General features: G+C 44.1%; 16 protein-coding genes, 1 tRNA gene and 1 pseudogene. 3 read left to right on the top strand and 15 right to left on the bottom strand.

Features of this window, described 5'->3' with window-relative positions:
* Positions 1 to 102 precede the first annotated feature (102 nt).
* From urtC to QUA80_RS01075, 4 genes are all read right to left on the bottom strand, one after another.
* On the bottom strand, positions 103 to 1245 hold the full coding sequence (gene urtC, locus QUA80_RS01060) for an urea ABC transporter permease subunit UrtC (protein ID WP_333420555.1): 1143 nt from the start codon (positions 1243 to 1245) through the stop codon (positions 103 to 105).
* Positions 1246 to 1272: 27 nt separating this feature from the next.
* Positions 1273 to 2427, bottom strand: coding sequence for an ABC transporter permease subunit (locus QUA80_RS01065; RefSeq protein WP_333420658.1), 1155 nt, complete (start codon positions 2425 to 2427; stop codon positions 1273 to 1275).
* Between the two features lie 309 nt (positions 2428 to 2736).
* A complete protein-coding gene (gene urtA / locus QUA80_RS01070; RefSeq protein ID WP_333420557.1) occupies positions 2737 to 4059 on the bottom strand; it encodes an urea ABC transporter substrate-binding protein in 1323 nt (440 codons plus the stop codon).
* A 501-nt stretch (positions 4060 to 4560) separates the two neighbouring features.
* Complete coding sequence (locus tag QUA80_RS01075; RefSeq protein WP_333420666.1) at positions 4561 to 4698, bottom strand: hypothetical protein; 138 nt, start codon at positions 4696 to 4698, stop codon at positions 4561 to 4563.
* Here QUA80_RS01075 and QUA80_RS01080 point away from each other — a divergent pair.
* The 3 genes and pseudogenes from QUA80_RS01080 to QUA80_RS01090 all read left to right on the top strand — a co-directional run.
* Positions 4667 to 5131: pseudogene (locus QUA80_RS01080) on the top strand (7-cyano-7-deazaguanine synthase); the annotation flags it as partial. The gene QUA80_RS01075 and the pseudogene QUA80_RS01080 sit on opposite strands and share 32 nt — an antisense overlap.
* A 127-nt stretch (positions 5132 to 5258) precedes the next feature.
* Entirely contained in the window at positions 5259 to 6149 is an 891-nt protein-coding gene (gene phnD / locus QUA80_RS01085) for a phosphate/phosphite/phosphonate ABC transporter substrate-binding protein (RefSeq protein ID WP_333420559.1), read from the top strand.
* 146 nt (positions 6150 to 6295) lie between these two features.
* Positions 6296 to 8209 carry an ATP-binding protein gene (locus tag QUA80_RS01090; RefSeq protein ID WP_333420561.1) on the top strand — a complete coding sequence of 638 codons (1914 nt, stop codon included), beginning with the start codon at positions 6296 to 6298 and terminating at the stop codon, positions 8207 to 8209.
* A 62-nt stretch (positions 8210 to 8271) separates the two neighbouring features.
* On the opposite strand, the gene QUA80_RS01095 is transcribed toward QUA80_RS01090, so the two are convergent.
* The 11 genes from QUA80_RS01095 to QUA80_RS01145 form a co-directional block, all read right to left on the bottom strand.
* Positions 8272 to 8344 (bottom strand) — tRNA-Ala (locus tag QUA80_RS01095).
* Between the two features lie 120 nt (positions 8345 to 8464).
* Positions 8465 to 9193, bottom strand: a complete 729-nt coding sequence (locus QUA80_RS01100) for an HAD family phosphatase (RefSeq protein ID WP_333420563.1) — start codon at positions 9191 to 9193, stop codon at positions 8465 to 8467.
* Between the two features lie 239 nt (positions 9194 to 9432).
* Entirely contained in the window at positions 9433 to 10332 is a 900-nt protein-coding gene (locus tag QUA80_RS01105; protein ID WP_333420566.1) for a class I SAM-dependent methyltransferase, read from the bottom strand.
* Between the two features lie 301 nt (positions 10333 to 10633).
* Entirely contained in the window at positions 10634 to 13195 is a 2562-nt protein-coding gene (locus QUA80_RS01110) for an ATP-binding protein (RefSeq protein ID WP_333420568.1), read from the bottom strand.
* 295 nt (positions 13196 to 13490) lie between these two features.
* Positions 13491 to 14216 carry a TVP38/TMEM64 family protein gene (locus QUA80_RS01115; RefSeq protein WP_333420570.1) on the bottom strand — a complete coding sequence of 242 codons (726 nt, stop codon included), beginning with the start codon at positions 14214 to 14216 and terminating at the stop codon, positions 13491 to 13493.
* 111 nt (positions 14217 to 14327) lie between these two features.
* Positions 14328 to 15314 carry an arsenosugar biosynthesis radical SAM (seleno)protein ArsS gene (gene arsS, locus QUA80_RS01120; protein WP_333420572.1) on the bottom strand — a complete coding sequence of 329 codons (987 nt, stop codon included), beginning with the start codon at positions 15312 to 15314 and terminating at the stop codon, positions 14328 to 14330.
* A 302-nt stretch (positions 15315 to 15616) separates the two neighbouring features.
* A complete protein-coding gene (arsC, locus tag QUA80_RS01125; RefSeq protein WP_333420574.1) occupies positions 15617 to 16012 on the bottom strand; it encodes an arsenate reductase, glutathione/glutaredoxin type in 396 nt (131 codons plus the stop codon).
* A 43-nt stretch (positions 16013 to 16055) separates the two neighbouring features.
* Positions 16056 to 17123 carry an ACR3 family arsenite efflux transporter gene (gene arsB / locus QUA80_RS01130; protein ID WP_333420576.1) on the bottom strand — a complete coding sequence of 356 codons (1068 nt, stop codon included), beginning with the start codon at positions 17121 to 17123 and terminating at the stop codon, positions 16056 to 16058.
* A gap of 36 nt (positions 17124 to 17159) precedes the next feature.
* Positions 17160 to 17828: an arsenical resistance protein ArsH gene (gene arsH, locus QUA80_RS01135; protein WP_333420578.1), complete on the bottom strand. Its 669-nt coding sequence runs from the start codon at positions 17826 to 17828 to the stop codon at positions 17160 to 17162.
* A gap of 9 nt (positions 17829 to 17837) precedes the next feature.
* Positions 17838 to 18986 (bottom strand): ACR3 family arsenite efflux transporter, encoded by a 1149-nt coding sequence (gene arsB / locus QUA80_RS01140; RefSeq protein WP_333420580.1) that lies wholly within the window; start codon positions 18984 to 18986, stop codon positions 17838 to 17840.
* Positions 18987 to 19022: 36 nt separating this feature from the next.
* The gene (locus QUA80_RS01145; protein ID WP_333420582.1) at positions 19023 to 20051 is read right to left on the bottom strand and encodes a PstS family phosphate ABC transporter substrate-binding protein; all 1029 of its coding nucleotides are present in this window, start codon (positions 20049 to 20051) and stop codon (positions 19023 to 19025) included.
* Positions 20052 to 20145 lie beyond the last annotated feature (94 nt).

Below are 20145 nucleotides of genomic sequence, written 5' to 3' on the forward strand. Positions count from 1 at the left end.
GAAACCCAGATTTTCCCCAGTCTATTGCGATTGCTTCGTTCCTGGCTGCCTGGTGGCATTTATTTATGTCCGCCTACTTATATATACACGATCCTTTTGCACTCAATGTTCAAGTTCTTCTTTTTCGCGCTGCACTTGGGGGTCTTGTTCCAGGCTGGGGTAAGTAGATGCGTACTTCGGTCTTCTGAACAACCTGCGGATTTGGCCGAAACCTTGATGTTGCAGCCATCCGACTAAGCCGTCGGGCAGCACTGTGACTACTATTAGGAATAGCGCGCCTTGGAAAAATAGCCACACTTCGGGGAATTGTTCGCTCAAGAAACTCTTGCCAAAGTTGACTAGCAGCGCTCCTAATATTGCTCCCGATAATGTGGCGCGACCTCCCACCGCGACCCAGATTACCATTTCAATTGAAAAAGCAATATCCATTGCTTTTGGCGAAATAATTCCGGTTTGTACGGTAAATAATGCGCCTGCAATCCCGGCTAAACCGGCGGAAATTGCAAAGACTAAAACTTTGTAGCCTGTGGGATTGTAACCTGAGAAACGCAGGCGCACTTCGTCGTCGCGAATTGCTACTAGCAGGCGGCCGAAACGCCCGCTGGTGAGCCACCGGCAGAGGGCATACGTTGCTGCTAGAAATAGTACGGTGAGAATGTAGAAAATATATTGAGTATCTCGGTCATTTACTGTGGCTCCGAACAGGGTTTTAAAGTCGGTGAGTCCGTTGGTTCCGTTAATCAGTTTTTGCTGACCGTTAAAGAAGTTGAAAAATACAATGGTTGCTGCTTGGGTGAGAATTGAAAAGTAAACGCCTCGAATCCGATTTCGGAATACTAAATAACCCAAAAGTGCGCCCAATATAGCGGGGATGAGAACTACTGCGAATACTGAGAAAGGAAATGAATAAAATGGTTGCCAAAACCAGGGGAGTTCGGTAACACCGTAGAGGTTCATAAATTCTGGCAATTGACTGCTGGCGGTTGGGGGAATTTGCAGTTTTAGGTGCATGGCTAAGGCGTAGCCGCCGATCGCAAAAAATACACCGTGTCCGAGACTCAGCAAACCCGTGTATCCCCAAATCAAGTCTATGCCGAGGGCGACAATTGCTAGTGCTAAAAATCGCCCCAATTGATTGAGCCGAACGTCGGGGAGTATTCCTGGGATGAGTAAGATGAATGTGAGGGCGATCGCGCTGACAATTACCGCTTCTTTTAGCCAGGGTTTTTGATTTGTTTTCTGCATTTTTCGCTACACTCGCAGTTGTAATTTTTAATTTTCTACCGTCCGCCCTTTTTGCGGGAAAATCCCTCCCGGCTTCACTTGCAGAAAAGCCATAATTAAGGCGAATACCATTACTTTTGCCATGCTGGTTGTGGCGAAAAATGTGAAGAAGTCGGCTAAAGGCTTGACAGGAGCGAACATTAATGCTAGGGTTCCAGAACCGATCAGGTAATTTGCAGTGCCGATCGCGATCGCAGCAACTACACTCCCCACAATCTTGCCGACACCGCCCACAACCACCACCATAAAGGTATCGACTATATAATTTTGTCCGGTATTTGACCCTACGGAACCGATCAAACTAATCGCGCACCCGGCGACACCTGCCAGCCCCGAACCCAAAGCAAAAGTCAGCGCGTCTACTTGTTCGGTAGGAATTCCCAAACACGCACTCATGCTGCGATTTTGTGTCACGGATCTAATCCGCAATCCCCACACAGACTTTTGCAAAAATAGGTAAATTCCCGCCAAACAAATTCCTGTCAGCACAATAATAAAAACTCGGGCGTAGGGCAACTGAAAAGTGCCCAGCGGGATGCCGCCCCGCAACCATGCAGGTGCAGTTACGTCCACATTTTGAGCGCCAAACCAAGGTTGAGTTACTGCCAGTTTGTAAGTTTGCCCTAAAAACGCGCTCGCCGCCCAGGAAATACCCAAAGATAAAGGCAAAATTATGGCGATAATTTTGCTGCGAATGCGATCGAAATCCGATCGCTGCTTCAGCACTCGCAAACCGCCAAAAAACAGCAAACAAAACACCGCAATCCCAATTACCAACACCCAACTCACGCTGCGGACAAACTGCTGCAAAATTAAACTTACGCCCCAAGTTGCCAGCAGAGTTTCTAGGGGCCGCCCGTAAAGATAGCGAATTACTCCGCGTTCGAGAATTAATCCTACCAATGCAGCTACTAAAAAAGCTAGGGGAATCGCAAATAAAATATAGGTTTCAAAAGCAAATCCTCCCATACCTTTGAAGACATTTTGCACCACGAAAGTTGTATAAGCCCCCAGCATCATCAACTCGCCGTGAGCCATATTAATTACGCCCATCAGCCCGAAAATAATCGCTAGTCCCAGGGCGGCAATTAGTAAAACAGCGCCGATGCTAATGCCGTTAAATAAACCGTCCAATAAGCCGATCGCCACTTTTTATCCTCCTATTTTTCTATAATATTTGGTGCAATTATGTAACAAGTAATGTGAGAAATGCACACCCTAAAGACGCGATTTTTTGTATGAGGGGAAGGTGCGACATCAGCGCACGGAGCGATGTTTTAGGTAAACTAATAAATCGGGGAAAGCTACGGATTGCGCCACCACCATAAAGACGCAAGTTTTTGTATGAGGGGAAGGTGCGCCCTAAGCACCCGGAGCGACGTTTTACCTGCACAGTTATGTAAGGGGAAAGGTGCGCCAGGCGCACCCAGAAAGAGTTTTAAATTAACTTAATTATGAACTCTTGAATTTTCCGCCTTTTGCGGGGTCTGACCAATCGCAAGAAAAGCCTTTTGTTTCAGCGACAAACTGATTCCAAGGAACTGGCTGCACTGCTTGTGGCGTAGCATAAGCGATGTTAAACAAACCGTCTTCTCTCACTTCGCCCAAGCGCACAAATTTAGAGATGTGGTGGTTGTTTTCCATCGTAACTTTTCCCTCAGGCGCGTCAAAGGTTTGACCTAAAGCTGCTGCCCGCACTTTTTCTAAATCGTCGGCTGTTCCTGCTTTTTCGACGGCTTGCTTCCACAGGTAAACCATGATGTAAGCTGCTTCCATCGGGTCGTTAGTCACTCTCTCTTTGCCGTATTTTGCCTTGAAAGCTTCCACAAATTTTGTATTTTCCGGAGTTTCCACAGTCATGAAGTAATTCCAGGCGGCGTAATGGCCTTTAAGATATTCTACGCCGATCGCCTTTACTTCTTCTTCCGCAATACTGACCGACATTGACGGATATTTGTCCGGGCCCAAACCTGCACCCTGCAACTGTTTGAAAAATGCTACGTTGCTGTCGCCGTTGAGGGAATTGAAAATGACGCCGCCGTCTGGCAAAGCTGCCTTAATTTTAGTAATAATTGGCGTGACTTCTGTGCCGCCCAAAGGAATGTAATCTTCCCCAACTAATTCGCCGCCTTTGGCTGCTAGCTGTGCCTTGATAATGGTATTTGCCGTGCGGGGGAAAACGTAGTCAGACCCGACTAAGAAGAATTTTTTGCCTTTATTTTCTAGCAGCCAGTCAACTGCTGGTTCGATTTGTTGGTTCGGCGCCGCCCCCGTATAAAAGATGTTCTTGGAACACTCTTGACCCTCGTATTGTACGGGATACCAGAGCATATGATTTTTTTCTTCAAATACTGGCAATACTGCTTTGCGACTGGCGGAAGTCCAGCAGCCGAAGACTGTGACAACTTTATCTTGGTCGATCAATTTTTTGGCTTTTTCTGCAAAAGTCGGCCAGTCTGAGTTGCCATCTTCTATGACTGCTTCGATTTGTTTTCCGAGGACGCCGCCAGCTTTATTAATTTCTTCGATCGCTAATTGTTCGGCATCGACAACGCTTTTTTCGCTGATTGACATTGTGCCGCTCAAGGAATGCAAAATTCCTACTTTGATCGTGTTTCCGCCCCCGGCTGCTGCTGGTGTAGTTCCTGTTGATGTGGGAGAAGCGGCTGGAGTTGCTGTTGGAGTGGGAGTTCTACAAGCTTTGAGAAATAAACTTGATGTCAGGGTAGCAGAACTGTATAAAATAAATTTCCGCCGATCGAATCGCTTTGTCATTTTTTCTTGTTACTCTTCAATAGATGAGTCAGATGATTGAGAATAATAACACATAGCGACTTGATATTAAGACTCCCTCAATCAGAGAGTTGTATTTTTGGATACAAAATTTATTGTTAAGTAAATTAAAGTTTAAGGACAATTTTCGACAATTTAAAGTACAGTCTCTCAAAACGCGCGGCGATCGCACTGTGCTTTGAGTACGATCGGACTTGTGTAAATCACCCTGATTGTCGAATAACAAATTATTTGTCGCTTTTAAAAATTAATGCCGTATCACTCCGAGGATCTGAAGTCCTTGCTAGATATGGATTGTAGCATTTTTTACCCAAAAAGTACAGCAGTGACTTTAACACGCTCGTTGTCGCTATTTAAACTTTTCACAAATTCTGTGTTGGTTCTTAAAAAACGGGGCTGGCAAAAATTTGGGCAGCGTCTAACCAATTAAGCATCGTTTTTTGAAAAAACAGCTTAGAAGGTTGATTATAAAATCAAACTGCTCTAGAGGCGTGCTCGCGATACGGAATTGTACCCGATCGATCCATCTCCGTTAAGGCGATCGCTGCCTTGAAAACCGTTGCAGGACACACAGACGCTTTTTTGGCGCGATCGCACCCTCGATCGAGTGTCCGAAAACATCCCCATCACCTACGTTCCCACTCGCCATACAATTTTCCCATACAATTGTCCTAAATTTTTGCCTCGCCTGGGCCGAAAGTCTCAACGCCGATCGCATTTGCATTTGCCTCAACGCTTTAGATTATTCCGGCTATCGGGACTGTCGCCCCGATTATATTCAAGCCATGAAAGAAGTATTTCAGCTAGGGACAAAACAAGGGAGAGAAGGCGAGGCAATTTCTATCTCAACACCGCTGATTGAGCTAAAAAAGACAGAAATCATTAAATTAGGAAATAATTGGGAGTGCGTTGGGAAAAAACTTGATCTTGTGACGCCTACAGTGAAGTTACTTGTGGCGTTTGCGATTCATGTCAGTTACCGCAGGCAGCGTTTAAGGAGTTAGGTTTACAATATCCGCTGCCTTACGCTCCCAACCCGAACACCGATCGATAAAAATTTTCTTAAAGATTTTTTCCGCACATAATTTTAACCAATAGATAATCTCTTTTAATCAAAGCTTATTCCAAATAGCTTATAATAGTCATGCAATTTTCAACTGCCACTAAAACTCCTAAAAATTATGAAAAGGCGGCATTTTCTTGGGTTCTCCCTATTGTTTGTAGCAAGCTGTTCTACAACAGTAAATCAATCTAATCGCAGTTTTTCCAATTTGCCCGACAGTGAACCAGAAACCCTTGAATTTGCCGTAACTGATATTCAGGGAGCAGAAGATTTGCAACAAAATTATCAAACCTTTCGGACTGTTCTTGGGGAAGTTTTGGAGAAAAAAATTGAATTTTTCCCAGTAGACAACTATATAGCAGCAGCCGTAGCTCTCCAGTCGGGTCAGCTAAAATTAGCTCTAACAGGACCATCTGAATATGTGATTGTGCGGGCCCGGACAAATGCTGTTCCCATCATTGCCATCACCCGCCCCGACTATCACTCAATTATTCTTGTTCCTGCCAAGAGCGAGATTAAATCAGCAGCACAATTGAAAGGAAAAACAATAGCTATGTGGGAAATAGGTTCAACGGGCGGTCATCTAGGGCCTACTAAAATTCTACTCGAAGCTGGCTTAAATCCCCAATCCGACTTCAAAATTTCAATGTTGGGGAAAAAGGGTTTGCAGGCTCTTAAAAAAAACCAAGTTGATGCCTTAGCAATTGGTTTTAATAGATACAAAGATTCACTCGAAAGAGACGGTTTATCGGCAAGTAATTTTCGGATTATTGCCACAGGGCAACCCTTACCTAGTGACTTGTTTGTTGCTAGTAGCAATCTGCCTAATACCCTGGTTAAAAAAATGCGCGATCGCCTGGTAAAAAATCAAGATCGACTGATTGAAGCGCTTTTGGTCGGCAAATTTAATGCCAAGTATAAAGGAGCTAAAATGATGCCAGCAAACGACAGTGATTATAACATGATTCGCGAAGTTTATCAAGCTATTGGTCAGGGAAATGTCTTTTAAGGTTAAATTTTATCTAACGCCTAGTTTGTAGGGCTTTAGCCCTTAATCCATAAACTATAGGGAATATTGCCCCTACTACAAATAAGAGACTTTATTTATGTGCATTTACTAAATACACTTGTTAAAATTTAGATCGGGTTGCCAGTATGCAGAAATTTGAACAGGGAGAAAATGGAGCTGTGATGTTCAAAAACCTTATCCTCAATAGACGAAAAAATAATGTTGCTGTCACTGAAGGATCTCGCGACATCAAAAATCCTCTCAAAAAAACTCCCTTGACTGCAATTAACCGCTTCATTTCTCGCTTAAGCATTGCCAAAAAAATTACTTATGGCTACTCCGTAGCAATTGGAATAGCCGTACTAGGAACCACAGGGGGAATGATCTATGGAGACTATTACCAAAATCAAGCATTCCAAGCTTTAACCTTCGCCGACGAGCAACAAGATTTGCTCAGGGATTTAGAATATTCCGTGCAAGCAGTGCAGTCACATCCCAAACGGCTAATCTCTGTATTGGGAGATTCAATCTGGTTTGAATATGAAACTGCTAAGTTCTTGAAAGATGTGGATGCAGTCAAAAAAAATATTGCAGAACTAGCTTTATTTACGGAAGAACATTCCACAGAATTAGCAGTAAATTCTGCTGACTTAAAGGAACTGTTAAATGGTTACACAACTGCGACCGATTCGTATTCTCAATTGCTCAAATCTTTTTGGCAAGAAATAGATACCTCCTCACTAAAACCAGAGGAAGTTAAAGAGGCACAGCAGCAAGTATTGGATTTAATCAGAGGGGATAAAGCAGTTAATCTCGATGTGAAGTTCGATCGGCTTTCAGAGAGTTTGAGCTTGATGACAGAAGTAGCTAAGGCACAGCAGAAACAAGCATACATTAACTTTAATAAAGCTGAGAATTTGCGAGAGCAAATCATCGTAGTGAGTATGTTAGTGTCAGTCGCGATCGCTATTTTTCTAGCCATCTGTACCAGCCGCGCGATCGCCCTTCCTCTCCAAGCGGCAACCACCGTAGCTAAAACTATTACTCAACAAGCAAATTTTGATTTGCAAGTACCTGTCACCACAGAAGATGAAGTGGGAACCTTAGCCAAATCCATCAATCAATTAGTTGAATGGGTAGCAGAATACACCCATGAATTAGAACAGGCTCGCCAAACTTTAGAAGAGCGAGTCGAAGAAAGAACAGAAGAACTTACAGCAGCACTTTACCAACTAAAGCACACTCAAACCCAGTTAATTCAAACCGAAAAAATGTCCAGCTTAGGGCAGATGGTGGCAGGCGTAGCCCATGAAATAAACAACCCTATTAACTTTATTTACGGCAACCTAGAATACGCCAACCAGTATATTATAGATTTGCTGAATTTACTTCGTCTCTATCAGCAAGAATACCCACAACCCACAGAGGCGATCGCAGAAAAAATCGCAGAGATAGAACTAGAATTTCTCACAGAGGATTTACTAAAACTGCTTGAATCTATGAAAATAGGTTCAGAACGCATCCGGCAAATAGTTTTGTCTTTGCGAAACTTCTCTCGTTTAGATGAAGCTCAAATGAAATTAGTTGATATCCATGAAGGCATTGACAACACACTATTGATTTTGAACAGTCGCCTCAAGCAGGGAATTGAAGTGGTCAAAAACTATGGACAATTGCCCGAAATAGAGTGTTATCCAGCGCAGCTAAATCAAGTATTTATGAATATCATAGTAAATGCGATAGATGCACTAGAAGAGTCATGGGGTAACTCTAAAAAAGGGAAAAATCCTCAGATTTTAATTCAGACGCAAAAGTTGGACAGCAGCCAAATTTTGGTGCGAATTTGCGATAACGGCCCTGGCATTTCACCCGCAATTCAAAGTAAGTTATTTGACCCATTTTTCACAACTAAAGAACCAGGAAAAGGCACGGGTATTGGCCTGGCAATTTGCTACCAGATTGTGGAAAAACATCGGGGAAAAATAAAGATAATTTCATCTTTGGGAGGTGGAGCAGAGTTTGCGATCGCACTCCCCGCCTCCTCTCAAACTTTAAGCTAGATATTGTCTATTATGAGGACATTAATGTGTTAACGACGACACATAATTTGTTATTTGATATATGGAGAATAGCGGACTCGAACCGCTGGCCTCTGCGGTGCGATCGCAGCGCTCTACCAACTGAGCTAATTCCCCTGATTGAGTTTTAATTTAGCATTTTAGATGCGGGATTGCCGAATCTAAAAGGCTTACAGGTCTTGCTTGCTCTTAAGTTAGCAGACCGTCACTTAGACTAGCACGTAATTGCCAAAAACGTCAAGTGTTTCGCGCAGCCGGCTCAGTGGGGGCGATCGAGCAAAGTTGGGCCACTCTGTCCAACTCTAAATCGGCAAAATAGTCCACCGTCCAATTAGCTTGGCGCTGGATCATGTGAAACGGGTAAGTGTGAGTCACCCCCGCTACCTGAATCCCGGCTTTTTTCGCCGCTTCAATCCCCGCAAAAGTATTTTCAACGGCCAAACACTCGATCGGTTGCAGGTTAAAGTGGGGATATTTCTGGTTGAAAAGTTCCACAGCCAAGAGATAGCCGTCGGGCGCTGGTTTGCTAGCCGTCAAGTCGTCGCCTGCGACAATTAACTCAAAGTTTGCTGCCAAACCTGCCCGATCTAACACCAATTCTATATCCGATCGCATTGCCCCGCTAACTACGGCCATTTTCAGTCCGGCGGCCCGAATTTTGTCAATAAATTCTGCCAAACCCGGATAAATCGGCAGTTTCTCCAAAGTATCTATTTGAGCTTTGTAAGCTTCGGCCTTGCGCCGCCGCAGCCGGTCGAGGTACGTTTCTGTCACATATCGTCCCCGGCGCTCGAGGAGTGCGGTAATGCAAGCGCGATCGCTTTTTCCCAAACAAATTTCTCGAAACTCCCCACGTTTGAGCTGGAGATTTTCATCGAGCATCAATTGATCGATTATTTTCTCGTGAATTGGCTCGTCATTAACAATCACGCCATTAAAATCAAATAAAACTGCTTTTAGAGTCATTAGAAGAGAGAAGAAAGAAGTTCGGCAACGAGCAATGTACAAGATGTAACGGATGTCAGGAAGAAGAAAAAAAGAATTTATACTAATTATTAAAAGTAAGGTGACACATAAATTGTACGCGAGCATCTGTAGGGAGACGGCAATGCTGTTTCCTTACCGTCCGCTGCGACTTTTAATAATTGGTATAAGATTTGAGGATTGTAGCAACACTTTTTAACATTGGTATTAATAACAATAAATCAAGCGGGAGCTGGAATGCCCGGTAAATCGCCATCAAAATCAGGAGTTCGATCGCCCAAATTCCACCCCCTCGCCAGCGGCACCTGTTCCAAATCTTCCCCCGGCAAAGGTTTCACGCCCTGCGTCACCTGATGCACCCACCAGTGTTCGTGAGTTTGCACCGCCGCGAATCCAGCAGCCCCCGCCCAAGCATCGATGCAGCCAGCGGCGTAAGACTTAATATAAGGCTCTTCAAACATATCAGTCAGCCACTCTGTCTGCCGCAAAGTTTTTTGATTGCCATCCAAAATTGCCACTTGTCCCCCAACCTTCAGCAGTCGGAAGCTTTCTCGCAAAATTGCCCGCGATACAGCAGGCGGCGTCTCGTGAAACAGCAAGGAAGCTGCGACTAAATCAAAGCTAGCGTCAGGAAAAGCAACGCTTTCGGCATTTCCGTGCAACCATTGGATATTTAAGCCGGCTTTTTGGGCTTTCATTTCGGCAACTACCAGCATATAAGGCGACAAGTCCAAGCCGACAACTTCCGCTTCGGGAAAAGCTTGCTTGAGCATGAGGGTTGTCGAACCGGTGCCGCATCCCAAATCGATGATTCGGCGCGGTTTCACCCGCACCGCGTCAATTAAGCCTTGCCTGACGACTGTTTCGTGGGGAGGCAAAAGATATTGGGTAATTGGATCGTAGGAAACGGCGGCACTGGGGCTGAGGTAGCCACCTTTAATGCCGTGAAAGTTTTGGCTGCTGTAATATTCGGGATAAACTAAGTTGGGTTGTCGGTAGCGATCGCCCGCTGTTTCCCAATCGATACCTTCGTAGAGTCGTTTCAGTGCTTCTTCGTCGATCGCCAGTCGAATCAGGGGCGACAAAAAGCGATCGAAAATTGTATCCTTGCCAACAGCCATAAAACTCCTTTAACAAAAACTCTTCTAATTTTAGCCAACGGGCGTAAATTTAGCATTAATTAAAACTGTTGAGCTCTTCTTCCCTTTTCCCTCTATCCCTTACCTGCGTTACAGCGTTACAAAATCTGCGGGCTTCCTTTCCCATTTCCTGCTTGTACGATTTTAAAAAAGGCAACTGTAGACAAGCTATAAACTCTTATTTTATCAGTCCTTCCCCCATCTAAAATCTAAAATCTAAAATCTAAAATCTAAAATCTAAAATCTAAAATCTAAAATCTAAAATCTAAAATCTAAAATGGTATTACTTCCCGTTACTAATAGGAATTTTTACCAAAAACTGCGTGCCGCCGCCCGGAGGTTTAGAAATTTCGATGCTGCCGCCGTGTCCGTCCACTACAATTTTGTAGCTAATTGCTAACCCCAAACCTGTGCCTTTTCCCACGGGTTTGGTAGTAAAAAATGGGTTATAAATTTGGTCTTTAACGCTGTCGGGAATGCCGGGGCCGTTGTCGGCGATCGCCACTTTCAGAAATTTTCCGCCATTTTCGCGAACTACGCCCGTGGAAATTGTAATAATTTTATCCAGGCGATCGATCTCGTTCAAGGCATCGATCGCATTGCTCAGCAAGTTCATAAACACCTGATTGAGCTGAGAGGGATAGCACTCGACTGAAGGCACTTTGCCGTATTTCTTGACTATATAAATTCTATTTTTGAGGCGGTTGGAGAGCAACAGCAAGGTATTTTCGATACCTTCGTGAATGTCCGCCAGCTTTTTGTCAGATTCATCGAGGCGAGAAAAGTTACGCAAAGAAAGAACTATGCTGCGAATGCGTTCGGTTCCTATTTTCATAGAATCCAATATATGCGGCAAATCTTCCTGGATAAATTCCAACTCGATTTCTTCGCTAAAATCTGCGATTTCCTGGGGTACCTCTGGGAATGTTTGTTTGTATAAATTCACCAACTCTAATAAATCTTTTGTATATTTGCTGGTGTGAGGCAAATTAGCCGAAATGAAGTTAACCGGGTTGTTGATTTCGTGCGCTATCCCGGCCACCATTTGACCGAGGGATGACATTTTTTCGCTCTGCACTAAATGAGTTTGAGTTTTTTTTAGTTCATTTAAAGCACTATTTAGCAATTTTACTTGGTTTTGGGTTTGACTGTAAAGGTGAGCTTGAGTAATTGCGATCGCCAATTGGTCTGCCACAGCTTTTAACAGTTGGATTTCCTCCCCGCTCCACAGCCAATTAATAGCGTGGCTGCAAATTAAATAACCCTGCGGCTGGTTTTGAGTCTGGACAGGCACGGCTAAATAGCTATTAGCTTTAAGTTCGATATGTTGAGCTTCACCCTCAGCCAAAGTGTCCCTCGAAAAAATAATTGGATCGCCTTGACCGCTCCGCAATAACACATTTCCGACAAAGTAAGGCTCAAACTTTATAGGTTGTGTCGAACCATCAGAAGGGCAACATTCCCACAGGATTTGTAACATTTTTTCTTGTGGTTTGTACCAACCAAAAGCCGCCCGTTCTAAATGCAGCAAACTTACTATTTCTTCGACTGTACTTTGCACGATCTGGTCTAATTCTAGGGAAGCGCGAATGCGTCCGGCAATCCGGTTGAGCATGGCTTCTCGCTCCGCTTGAGCGCGATTGTTTTCAGAAGAGTAAATTAGCCAAATTGCTGCTAGCATTGCCGGGCCGAGCAGTCCGGCTACTACGGATGTCAGCAAATTTAATGCTTGCAGTTGGGATTCAATATTTTCGCGGGGAATTACTAAAGCCATCGACCAGTTAACTTCCTTGAGGGGAGCATAGGCTACATACACCCATTTGTTATCTATTTTTACCAGTTCAATGTTCGTCTGGCGGTCGATCATCTGCCGCGCAATTGTGGAGAGTGCGGGGTCTTGTGACTGTAAAAAGCTTGGTGTCTCCTGGTCGATATTTCCGATTAAATTATTGTTGGGATGAACAATTGGCACTCCTTGCGAATTGAGCGCAAAAGCATAACTGTCGGAACCGTACAGCAAGCTGTTAGCGACAGATGTTACTCGGTCTAATTTAATGCTGCCTGAGAGGACTCCAATTACTTTATTGGGAGCGGGAGGCAAGGCCCAAATAGGAGCTGAAATGACGATCGTCGAAACTTTTGTACTGCGACCGATTAGCGGGTCTGAAACGTTGAGCTGCCCGGCCATTGCTTTTTTAAAGTGTTGGCGGTCTTTGCTGTTCGCGTGGTTGCCTAAAGTGTTAATAAATGAGCCGTCGGGTTGAGTTAATGACAGGACGAAATACTCTTTTAATCTGTATATTTCTCCTTGTAACCGGGGTTCGACTAATTTCCAATTGAGAGTGCCAACCGTAGGATCGTAAGCAATGGTTTCTATTTCTGCTTTGCGGCTGCTAAGCCAGCGGTCGATTTCGTCAGTGCCTTTTTCTAGTTTTAATAGGGCTATTTCCTTTAAATTGTCGAGGATTAGTCCGCGCACAAAAAAATAGCTGATGCAAGCAGTTGTGCTAATGGTTAAAGCGGTGGTGCCAAGAATTAGCAGGGTCAGCAAATGGCGGCGCTGCCGTCTGTGTTGCCAAAGACTCTGCGCTTGCTGCCACCGCGATTGAGCAGAATTGCTGATGTTTTCCCAAAAGCGGCGCAGGTTTTTTGTTTGGTGCGGCAGCGCAGACACAGATCCGGCTTGATTTGCTGGGTTTTGCATCATCAAATGTTCTCTCCGAATCAAATTCATCAAACAGTATTGGTCATTCGGCAGAATTAATATCAGCCAAGTCGTAAGACCAGTTCCAGAAAATAATGCAACTGTAGACCGGTGCTGCCAACCCTGGTGGTCATCAGTCATTTCCAATCTAAAATCTCACATCTAAAATCTCAAATGGTATGACTTGCATTCCTGACTGCAAACAATTTTTCTTATGGTTGGGCGCTAGCATTCTATTTTTGCATCAATTTTATATTTCGACCTTCGGTTTACATACTTGAGGTTTTTGCTTTACGATATCTTTAACGTCTATCTCGTTTGTATAACAAAATAATTGTAAATAACACAGAGAAAACACGGAGTTTTTTAAATTAGCAATGTATTCTAACTTAAGGGTAAATACTTATTGACAATAATACCAATCTGCGCTATAAGTTCAAGGGGAAATTTTTTCGTCTAAAGCTTTTTTTGCCAAGCGGGTTGCATAAACGGTGAGGGCGATCGTTGCTAGCAAACCAATGCCGTAGAGAGCCCACTCAGCAGCAGTGCGCGATCGCCCGCTAGATCCGAGTGCAGCCAAACTCCCGGCCAGGGAACCGATATAAACATACATGACAGTTCCCGGAATCATGCCGATCCAAGATGCGAAAAAATAGTCTTTTAGAGATACCTGCGTGACTCCAAAAGCATAGTTAAGCAAATTAAACGGAAAAATGGGAGAAAGCCGCGTCAGCAGCACAATTTTCCATCCTTCAGAGGCAACTGCGGAGTCGATCGCCTGAAATTTTTGATTGCCCTCTATCTGTTTGGAAACCCAGTCGCGAGTTAAATACCGCCCTACCAAAAAAGCGCAAGTTGCGCCTAAAACTGAGGCGATGGAAACACAAACCGAACCGCCAACGACTCCGAACAAAACGCCAGAACCGAGAGTCAGCAAAGAACCGGGGATAAATAGAACCGTTGCGACAATGTAAATTAGAATAAAAGCTGCCGGGCCCCAAGGGCCGAGACTGGCGATCGACTCCAAGGCATTTTTCAGAATTCCTTGGAAGTTAAAAAACTTTGCCGCCACAATCAAAGCCACAGCTAAACCAATCCCTAAAATCAGCTTCCACCTATTTGATGGCGGTGGATTTTCATCGGGCGATCGCGAATCATTCATTACCTAAACTCCCCACTCATTCATTGCATACACCGTAGCATACACCGTAAGGTTTCTAGTTGCGCTTTAGCAGTGCAAAACTCTGTAATAAAGCACAACTTTTACCTTCAATTAAATCAAAGTACCGCCGCAGCTTGAACCGCAACCCGCCGTACAGCCGTAACAATAAGCCGCAGTTTGTACCTCTTGAATCACATCTAAACTGCCAGATTCGAGCAACTTAGCAACAGTTATCTTTTCTCCGCTGCCAGTTTTTGCCGGCAGATTTTCCATCTGATTAAAATCGCAGTCGTAGACATTGCCCAAATAGTCGATCGACAATTCGTTACGGCACATTAAATGTTCCACAGTACCGGGATTAAAATTATCCTCCAAAAACCCCAGATAAGGCTTGTGAAGTTTCTTATGTTCCAAATGAAACTTAGTCCGTCCCACCGGCAAATTAGTAATCGCGAACAATTGATTAAAACAAATCCCAAAATGTTCCGCTAAATAAACCTTGTAATCTTGCTCTAACTTGCCTTGTTCCGGTGTTAGCGAAAACTTGTCTGTTGCCGGCACTTGTGGATTGTACACCAAATCCAGAGTTAAATTTGGGTTTTTTCCGTATCCCAACTGATTTAGCTTTTGCAGCGCCCGAATCGAACTGTCAAAAACACCGCTGCCCCGCATTTTGTCCACATTGTCAGCTTGGTAGCAAGGAAGCGACGCCACAATTCTGAGTTGCTGCTGCGCGCAATATTCGGGAATATCTTCAAAACCTTTTTCAAAGTAAATCGTCAAATTAGAACGAACAATGACCTCTTTACCTGCCGCCCTGGCAGCTTCCGCTAGCGGTTTAAAACCGTAAAGCATTTCGGGAGCACCGCCGGTGAGGTCAACAGTTTGAATTTGAGGAAAGCGGCGAATGATTTCAATTAATTGGTCGCAAATTTCCGGCGAAAGTTCTTCTGTTCGTTTCGGGCTAGCTTCTACGTGGCAGTGAGTGCAAGCGAGGTTGCAGCGTTTGCCGAGATTAATTTGTAAAACTGCAATCTGCTTTTTAGTTAAAGCTGAGTGAAGTTTGTTTTTGAAAGGCGTGACTGCTGTCTGAATCATGTGCTAACCTTTTGGTCTGTGCTCGCAACGAATGTAGAGGTGTTCCGGCGGAACGCCTCTCATAATTTAGCACTAATTCTAATAGTTATGGACGCATCAAAACCTAAGAAACCGGGTTTTTTGGCGTTTTGGCGGGTTGCAGTGCGTCTTCTGGGCAAAAAACCCGGTTTCTGGCCACCCGTGCCTGTAGGACTATAGCAATTTTAAATGAGTCGTAAATTTTTTACTCCACCCCAACCCTCCCCGAACCCGCTCTGAGTCCGTAAGAAATTCACAAATGATTTAGAATTGCTATATTAATCTTACTTTAGAGAGTCAACTAATGTTTCAACTCGTGCTTTAATTTCATCTCGAACGCGGTGAAAAGTTTCGATGGGTTGTCCGTCGGGATCGTCGAGTTGCCAATCTTCAAACACTTCTCGCAATACCCACGCTTCGGGTAAATTCACGCCGCAGCCGCAGAGAGAAATTACGGCATCGTAGTCTTCTGCATTGAATTCGTTCAATGGGTTGGATGTTTGATCGGTGATGTCGATGCCGATTTCTGACATGACTTGAATTGCTGTCGGATGAACTCTGCTTGATTCTAACCCGGAACTGGTGACTGCAATCTTGCCGGCTCCGATGGTTTTAGCAAATCCTTCTGCCATTTGCGATCGGCAGGAGTTTCTTTTGCAAACAAACATTACTTTTTTCATGGTTTTTGTTGGTTATTGCTTGTCGGAAAATTGTATGACTAGGCTAGACAGACTCGGGCGTATTGCGTCTAAAAAATCGCTTCTCAAACCACAGTGCAAGGTTAACTAAACTAATCAGCACAGGAACTTCTACTAAGGGCCCAATCACCGCAGCAAAGGCAGCACCGGAGTTAATACCAAACACGGCAATCGTGACAGCAATGGCTAATTCAAAGTTATTGCTAGCAGCAGTGAAAGCTAAACTTGCTGATTTCGCATAGTCAGCTTTTATTTTCCATGCCATGTAGAAAGTTTCTAAGAACATTAGCACAAAGTAGAGCAGCAACGGAATCGCTATCCGCACCACATCCCTGGGAATCTGAACAATTAAATTTCCCTTTAAGCTAAACATGACTACGATGGTAAACAAAAGGGAAATCAGTGTAAGCGGACTGATTTTAGGAACGAACTCACTGTGATACCAGCGCTTTCCTTTGGCTTTGATTAACGCGGTGCGAGTTAAAAATCCTGCCAGAAATGGAATCCCTAAATAAATTAAAACAGTTTGAGCAATGTCTCCAATTCCTATGTTAACAACGCTGCCTTTTAAGCCAAATAATGGCGGTAAAACTGTGAGAAAAAACCAGGCATAAACGCTGTAAAATAAAACTTGAAAAATACTGTTGAATGCCACAAGTCCGGCTGTATATTCAGTATCTCCTTTGGCTAACTCGCTCCAGACAATTACCATCGCAATACAGGGGGCTATTCCAATCATAATCAAGCCGGCCATATATTCAGGGTAATCATGTAGAAAAGTGATGGCTAACAGAAACATTAAAATCGGGCCGATTACCCAGTTTTGCAATAACGAGAGACCGAGAATCCTAGGATTGCGAAATATATCCCCTAACTCTTCATATCGCACCTTGGCAAGGGGTGGATACATCATCAGAATTAAGCCAATGGCAATCGGGACATTCGTTGTTCCCACTTGAAATTGGTTGATAAATCCTTCGATACCTGGGATGAAAACTCCCAAGGCAACGCCGATGACCATTGCCAGAAAAATCCATAAGGTTAGGTAACGGTCTAAAAAGGAAAGTTTCTTTAAAATGGTTGAAGTTTTCATCAGTTATTTTGGATACCTCCTAGGGAAAGGCCAACTTTAGATACTCTTAGCAGAGTTAACCTCAAGGGCGCGATTTGCTAGGGCGATCGCCTCTTTAGCGGCTTGTTCCTTGCGTTCGCTGTAGCGATCGGTCAAATAGTCGGTTTGCTCCCGCAACAGCAAGGTAAATTTGTACAGTTCCTCCATTACGTCGATCGCGCGATCGCGGTAAGGCGAATCCTTCATCGTCCCATCTTCATTAAACTCCTGATAAGCCTTAGCAACCGAAGACTGATTCGGAATCGTAAACATCCGCATCCAGCGGCCCAAAATTCTCAAAGTATTGACAGCATTAAAAGACTGCGAACCGCCGCTGACTTGCATCACCGCCAAAGTTCGGCCTTGAGTCGGTCTGACAGCCCCAATACTTAAAGGAATCCAGTCAATTTGATTTTTCATAATGCCGGTAATATTGCCGTGCATTTCTGGACTAGACCACACTTGACCCTCCGACCACAGGCTTAATTCCCGCAACTCTTGAACCTTCGGATGAGTATCGGGAACGCTGCCGTAAATCGGCAATTCTAGAGGATTAAAAAACCTAACTTCTGCACCGAAATCCTCAATAATTCTCGCCGCTTCTTCCGCCAACAAGCGGCTGTAAGAACGCTCTCTTAAAGAGCCGTATAAAAAGAGAATTCGGGGTTTGTGAGTAAATTCGTTCATGATATTCTATCAATTGGAATAGGGAAGACAACGAGGGTCTCGCAGCGAGGCAGTTTCTGGTTTTCGGGTAAACCAAAATGCTGTTCGCTTGCAGACTTCTACTAACATTAACATCACTGGAACCTCAATTAAAACACCAACAACTGTGGCCAAGGCTGCACCTGAGTTTAAGCCAAACAGCATCACAGCCGTAGCAATCGCTACCTCAAAATGATTGCTGGCCCCAATCAGGGCGGCCGGTGCTGAATCTTCGTAGCACAAGTTTAGTTTTAAAGCTGCTACATAAGAAATCATGAAAATGAAGTTTGTCTGGATAAACAGAGGCACAGCAATTAAAAGAATGTGCACGGGATTGTTAACAATCAACTCTCCTTTGAAGGCAAACAAAAGAATTAGCGTAATCAAAAGGGCAGCCGTAGCAACTGGACTCAGATATTGCATAAACTCTCGTTCAAACCATTCTCGCCCTTTATGTTTGAAAATCCAGAAACGGCTATACATTCCGGCGACTAAGGGCAAACCGACATAAATTAATACAGACAATACTATTGTCTGCCAAGGAACAACTAAATCATTTGCTGCTAACAGCCATCTGCCTAGTGGTGCATATAAAAACAGCATGGCTAGGGAATTAACGGCCACCATAACGAGAGTATGTCCTTGATTTCCGTAGGACAGATATCCCCACATTAAAACCATCGCAGTACAAGGGGCAATTCCTAATAATATTGTCCCGGCAATGTAGGAACTAGCGATGGAGACTTCACTGCCACGAATTATTTCTGTGCCGGTAATGAGGGGGCGAAATAGCCAACCCAAGAAAAACTGAGAAAATGCTACCATTGTCAATGGTTTGATGAGCCAGTTAACGACTAATGTTAAGATCACTGGTTTGGGCGATCGCGCTGCATTAGCCGCCTGGGTAAAGTCAATTTTTACCATGATGGGATACATCATAAAAAATAGACAAATGGCAATAGGAATTGACACCTGATAAAAGCTGAGAGCATCAAGGCTGACGGCGACGCTGGGGAATAGTCTACCGAGAATAATACCGCCTAAAATGCAAAGAAATACCCAAAGGGTGAGGTATCTTTCAAAAAAACTGAGCTTGCTTCCTGCTTGGACAGGTGAGTTAGTTGCTTGAGGATGGTTCATTTAGTTAACTGGTAAGTGAAACTTTATGAGAAAAGATTAAAATTTTGCCTGCTGTCGCAATAACTCGCCAACAGTCAAGTCAAGCTGAGCTTGGCCACCAAAAACTGTGCCCACCTTCCCATTGTAGAAGTGCTGATAAATTAGTTGATAGCCTTCTTTTGGTAAAGGAATATAACCCACAGAACTAACTAAGGTCGGAGCTTTCTTCATGTAGAATTCTACAAAGTTGCGTAGTTCTACTTTATTTTGAGCAGAATTGTAGTTGACATAGATAAATAGAGGTCGTGCCAGGGGCTGATACTGAGCTTTTTCTACAGTTTCGCGGGTTGGCAACACTGCTCCTTTGCCTCTGTCAATACCTACAGCTTTCAATTGACTTTGGTTGTCTTCGTAATAGGACAATCCAAAGTAACCTAAAGCATTTTCGTCTTTAATAACTCCTTGCACTAAAACTGTGTCATCTTCACTAGCTGTATAGTCGGTACGGCTGGCTTTCGCAGTACCTACTGTTGCCTCTGTGAAGTAGTCAAATGTACCGGAATCTTTGCCTGCACCGTAAAGGGTTATAGGTTGATTTGGCCAATTAGGTCGAATCTGATTCCAGCGGGTAATTTTTCCTTGGGCGGCGGGTTCCCAAAGTTTTTTTAGTTCGGCTACTGTGATGTCTTTTGCCCAGCTATTTTTGGGATTGACTACTACTGTGAGCGCGTCAAATGCGACAGGTAATTCGTAGTAGCGGATGCCTGCTTTGTTGCAGGCTTCCATTTCCCCGGGGCTGATGGGTCGCGAGGCGTTGCTGATGTCAGTTTCGCCAGCACAAAACTTTCTAAATCCTCCACCAGTACCGGAGAATTCAACAGTAATTGATGCTTTTTTGGGATTGGTATTTTGATATTCTTTGGCGATCGCATCTGTAATTGGATACACAGTGCTGGAACCGTCAATTTTAATGCTTTGCGACTCTTGCGACTGGACTTGAGTGCAGGAGTTGAGGAGCCCGATCGCACCTACGGTCAAAGCAATTATACTTAGTGCGGAAACCTTGGGCTTTTCTGCTGGGTTCATTGACCTCACCCAATGCCATAACTAAGGGGTACACTGAAATCATATCAATAAAATTTGATATGTCAAGTATGATGGAAGACAAACAGGAAATTAA

The sequence above is a fragment of the Microcoleus sp. F4-D5 genome (genome assembly GCF_036704885.1).
Taxonomy (GTDB): domain Bacteria; phylum Cyanobacteriota; class Cyanobacteriia; order Cyanobacteriales; family Microcoleaceae; genus Microcoleus.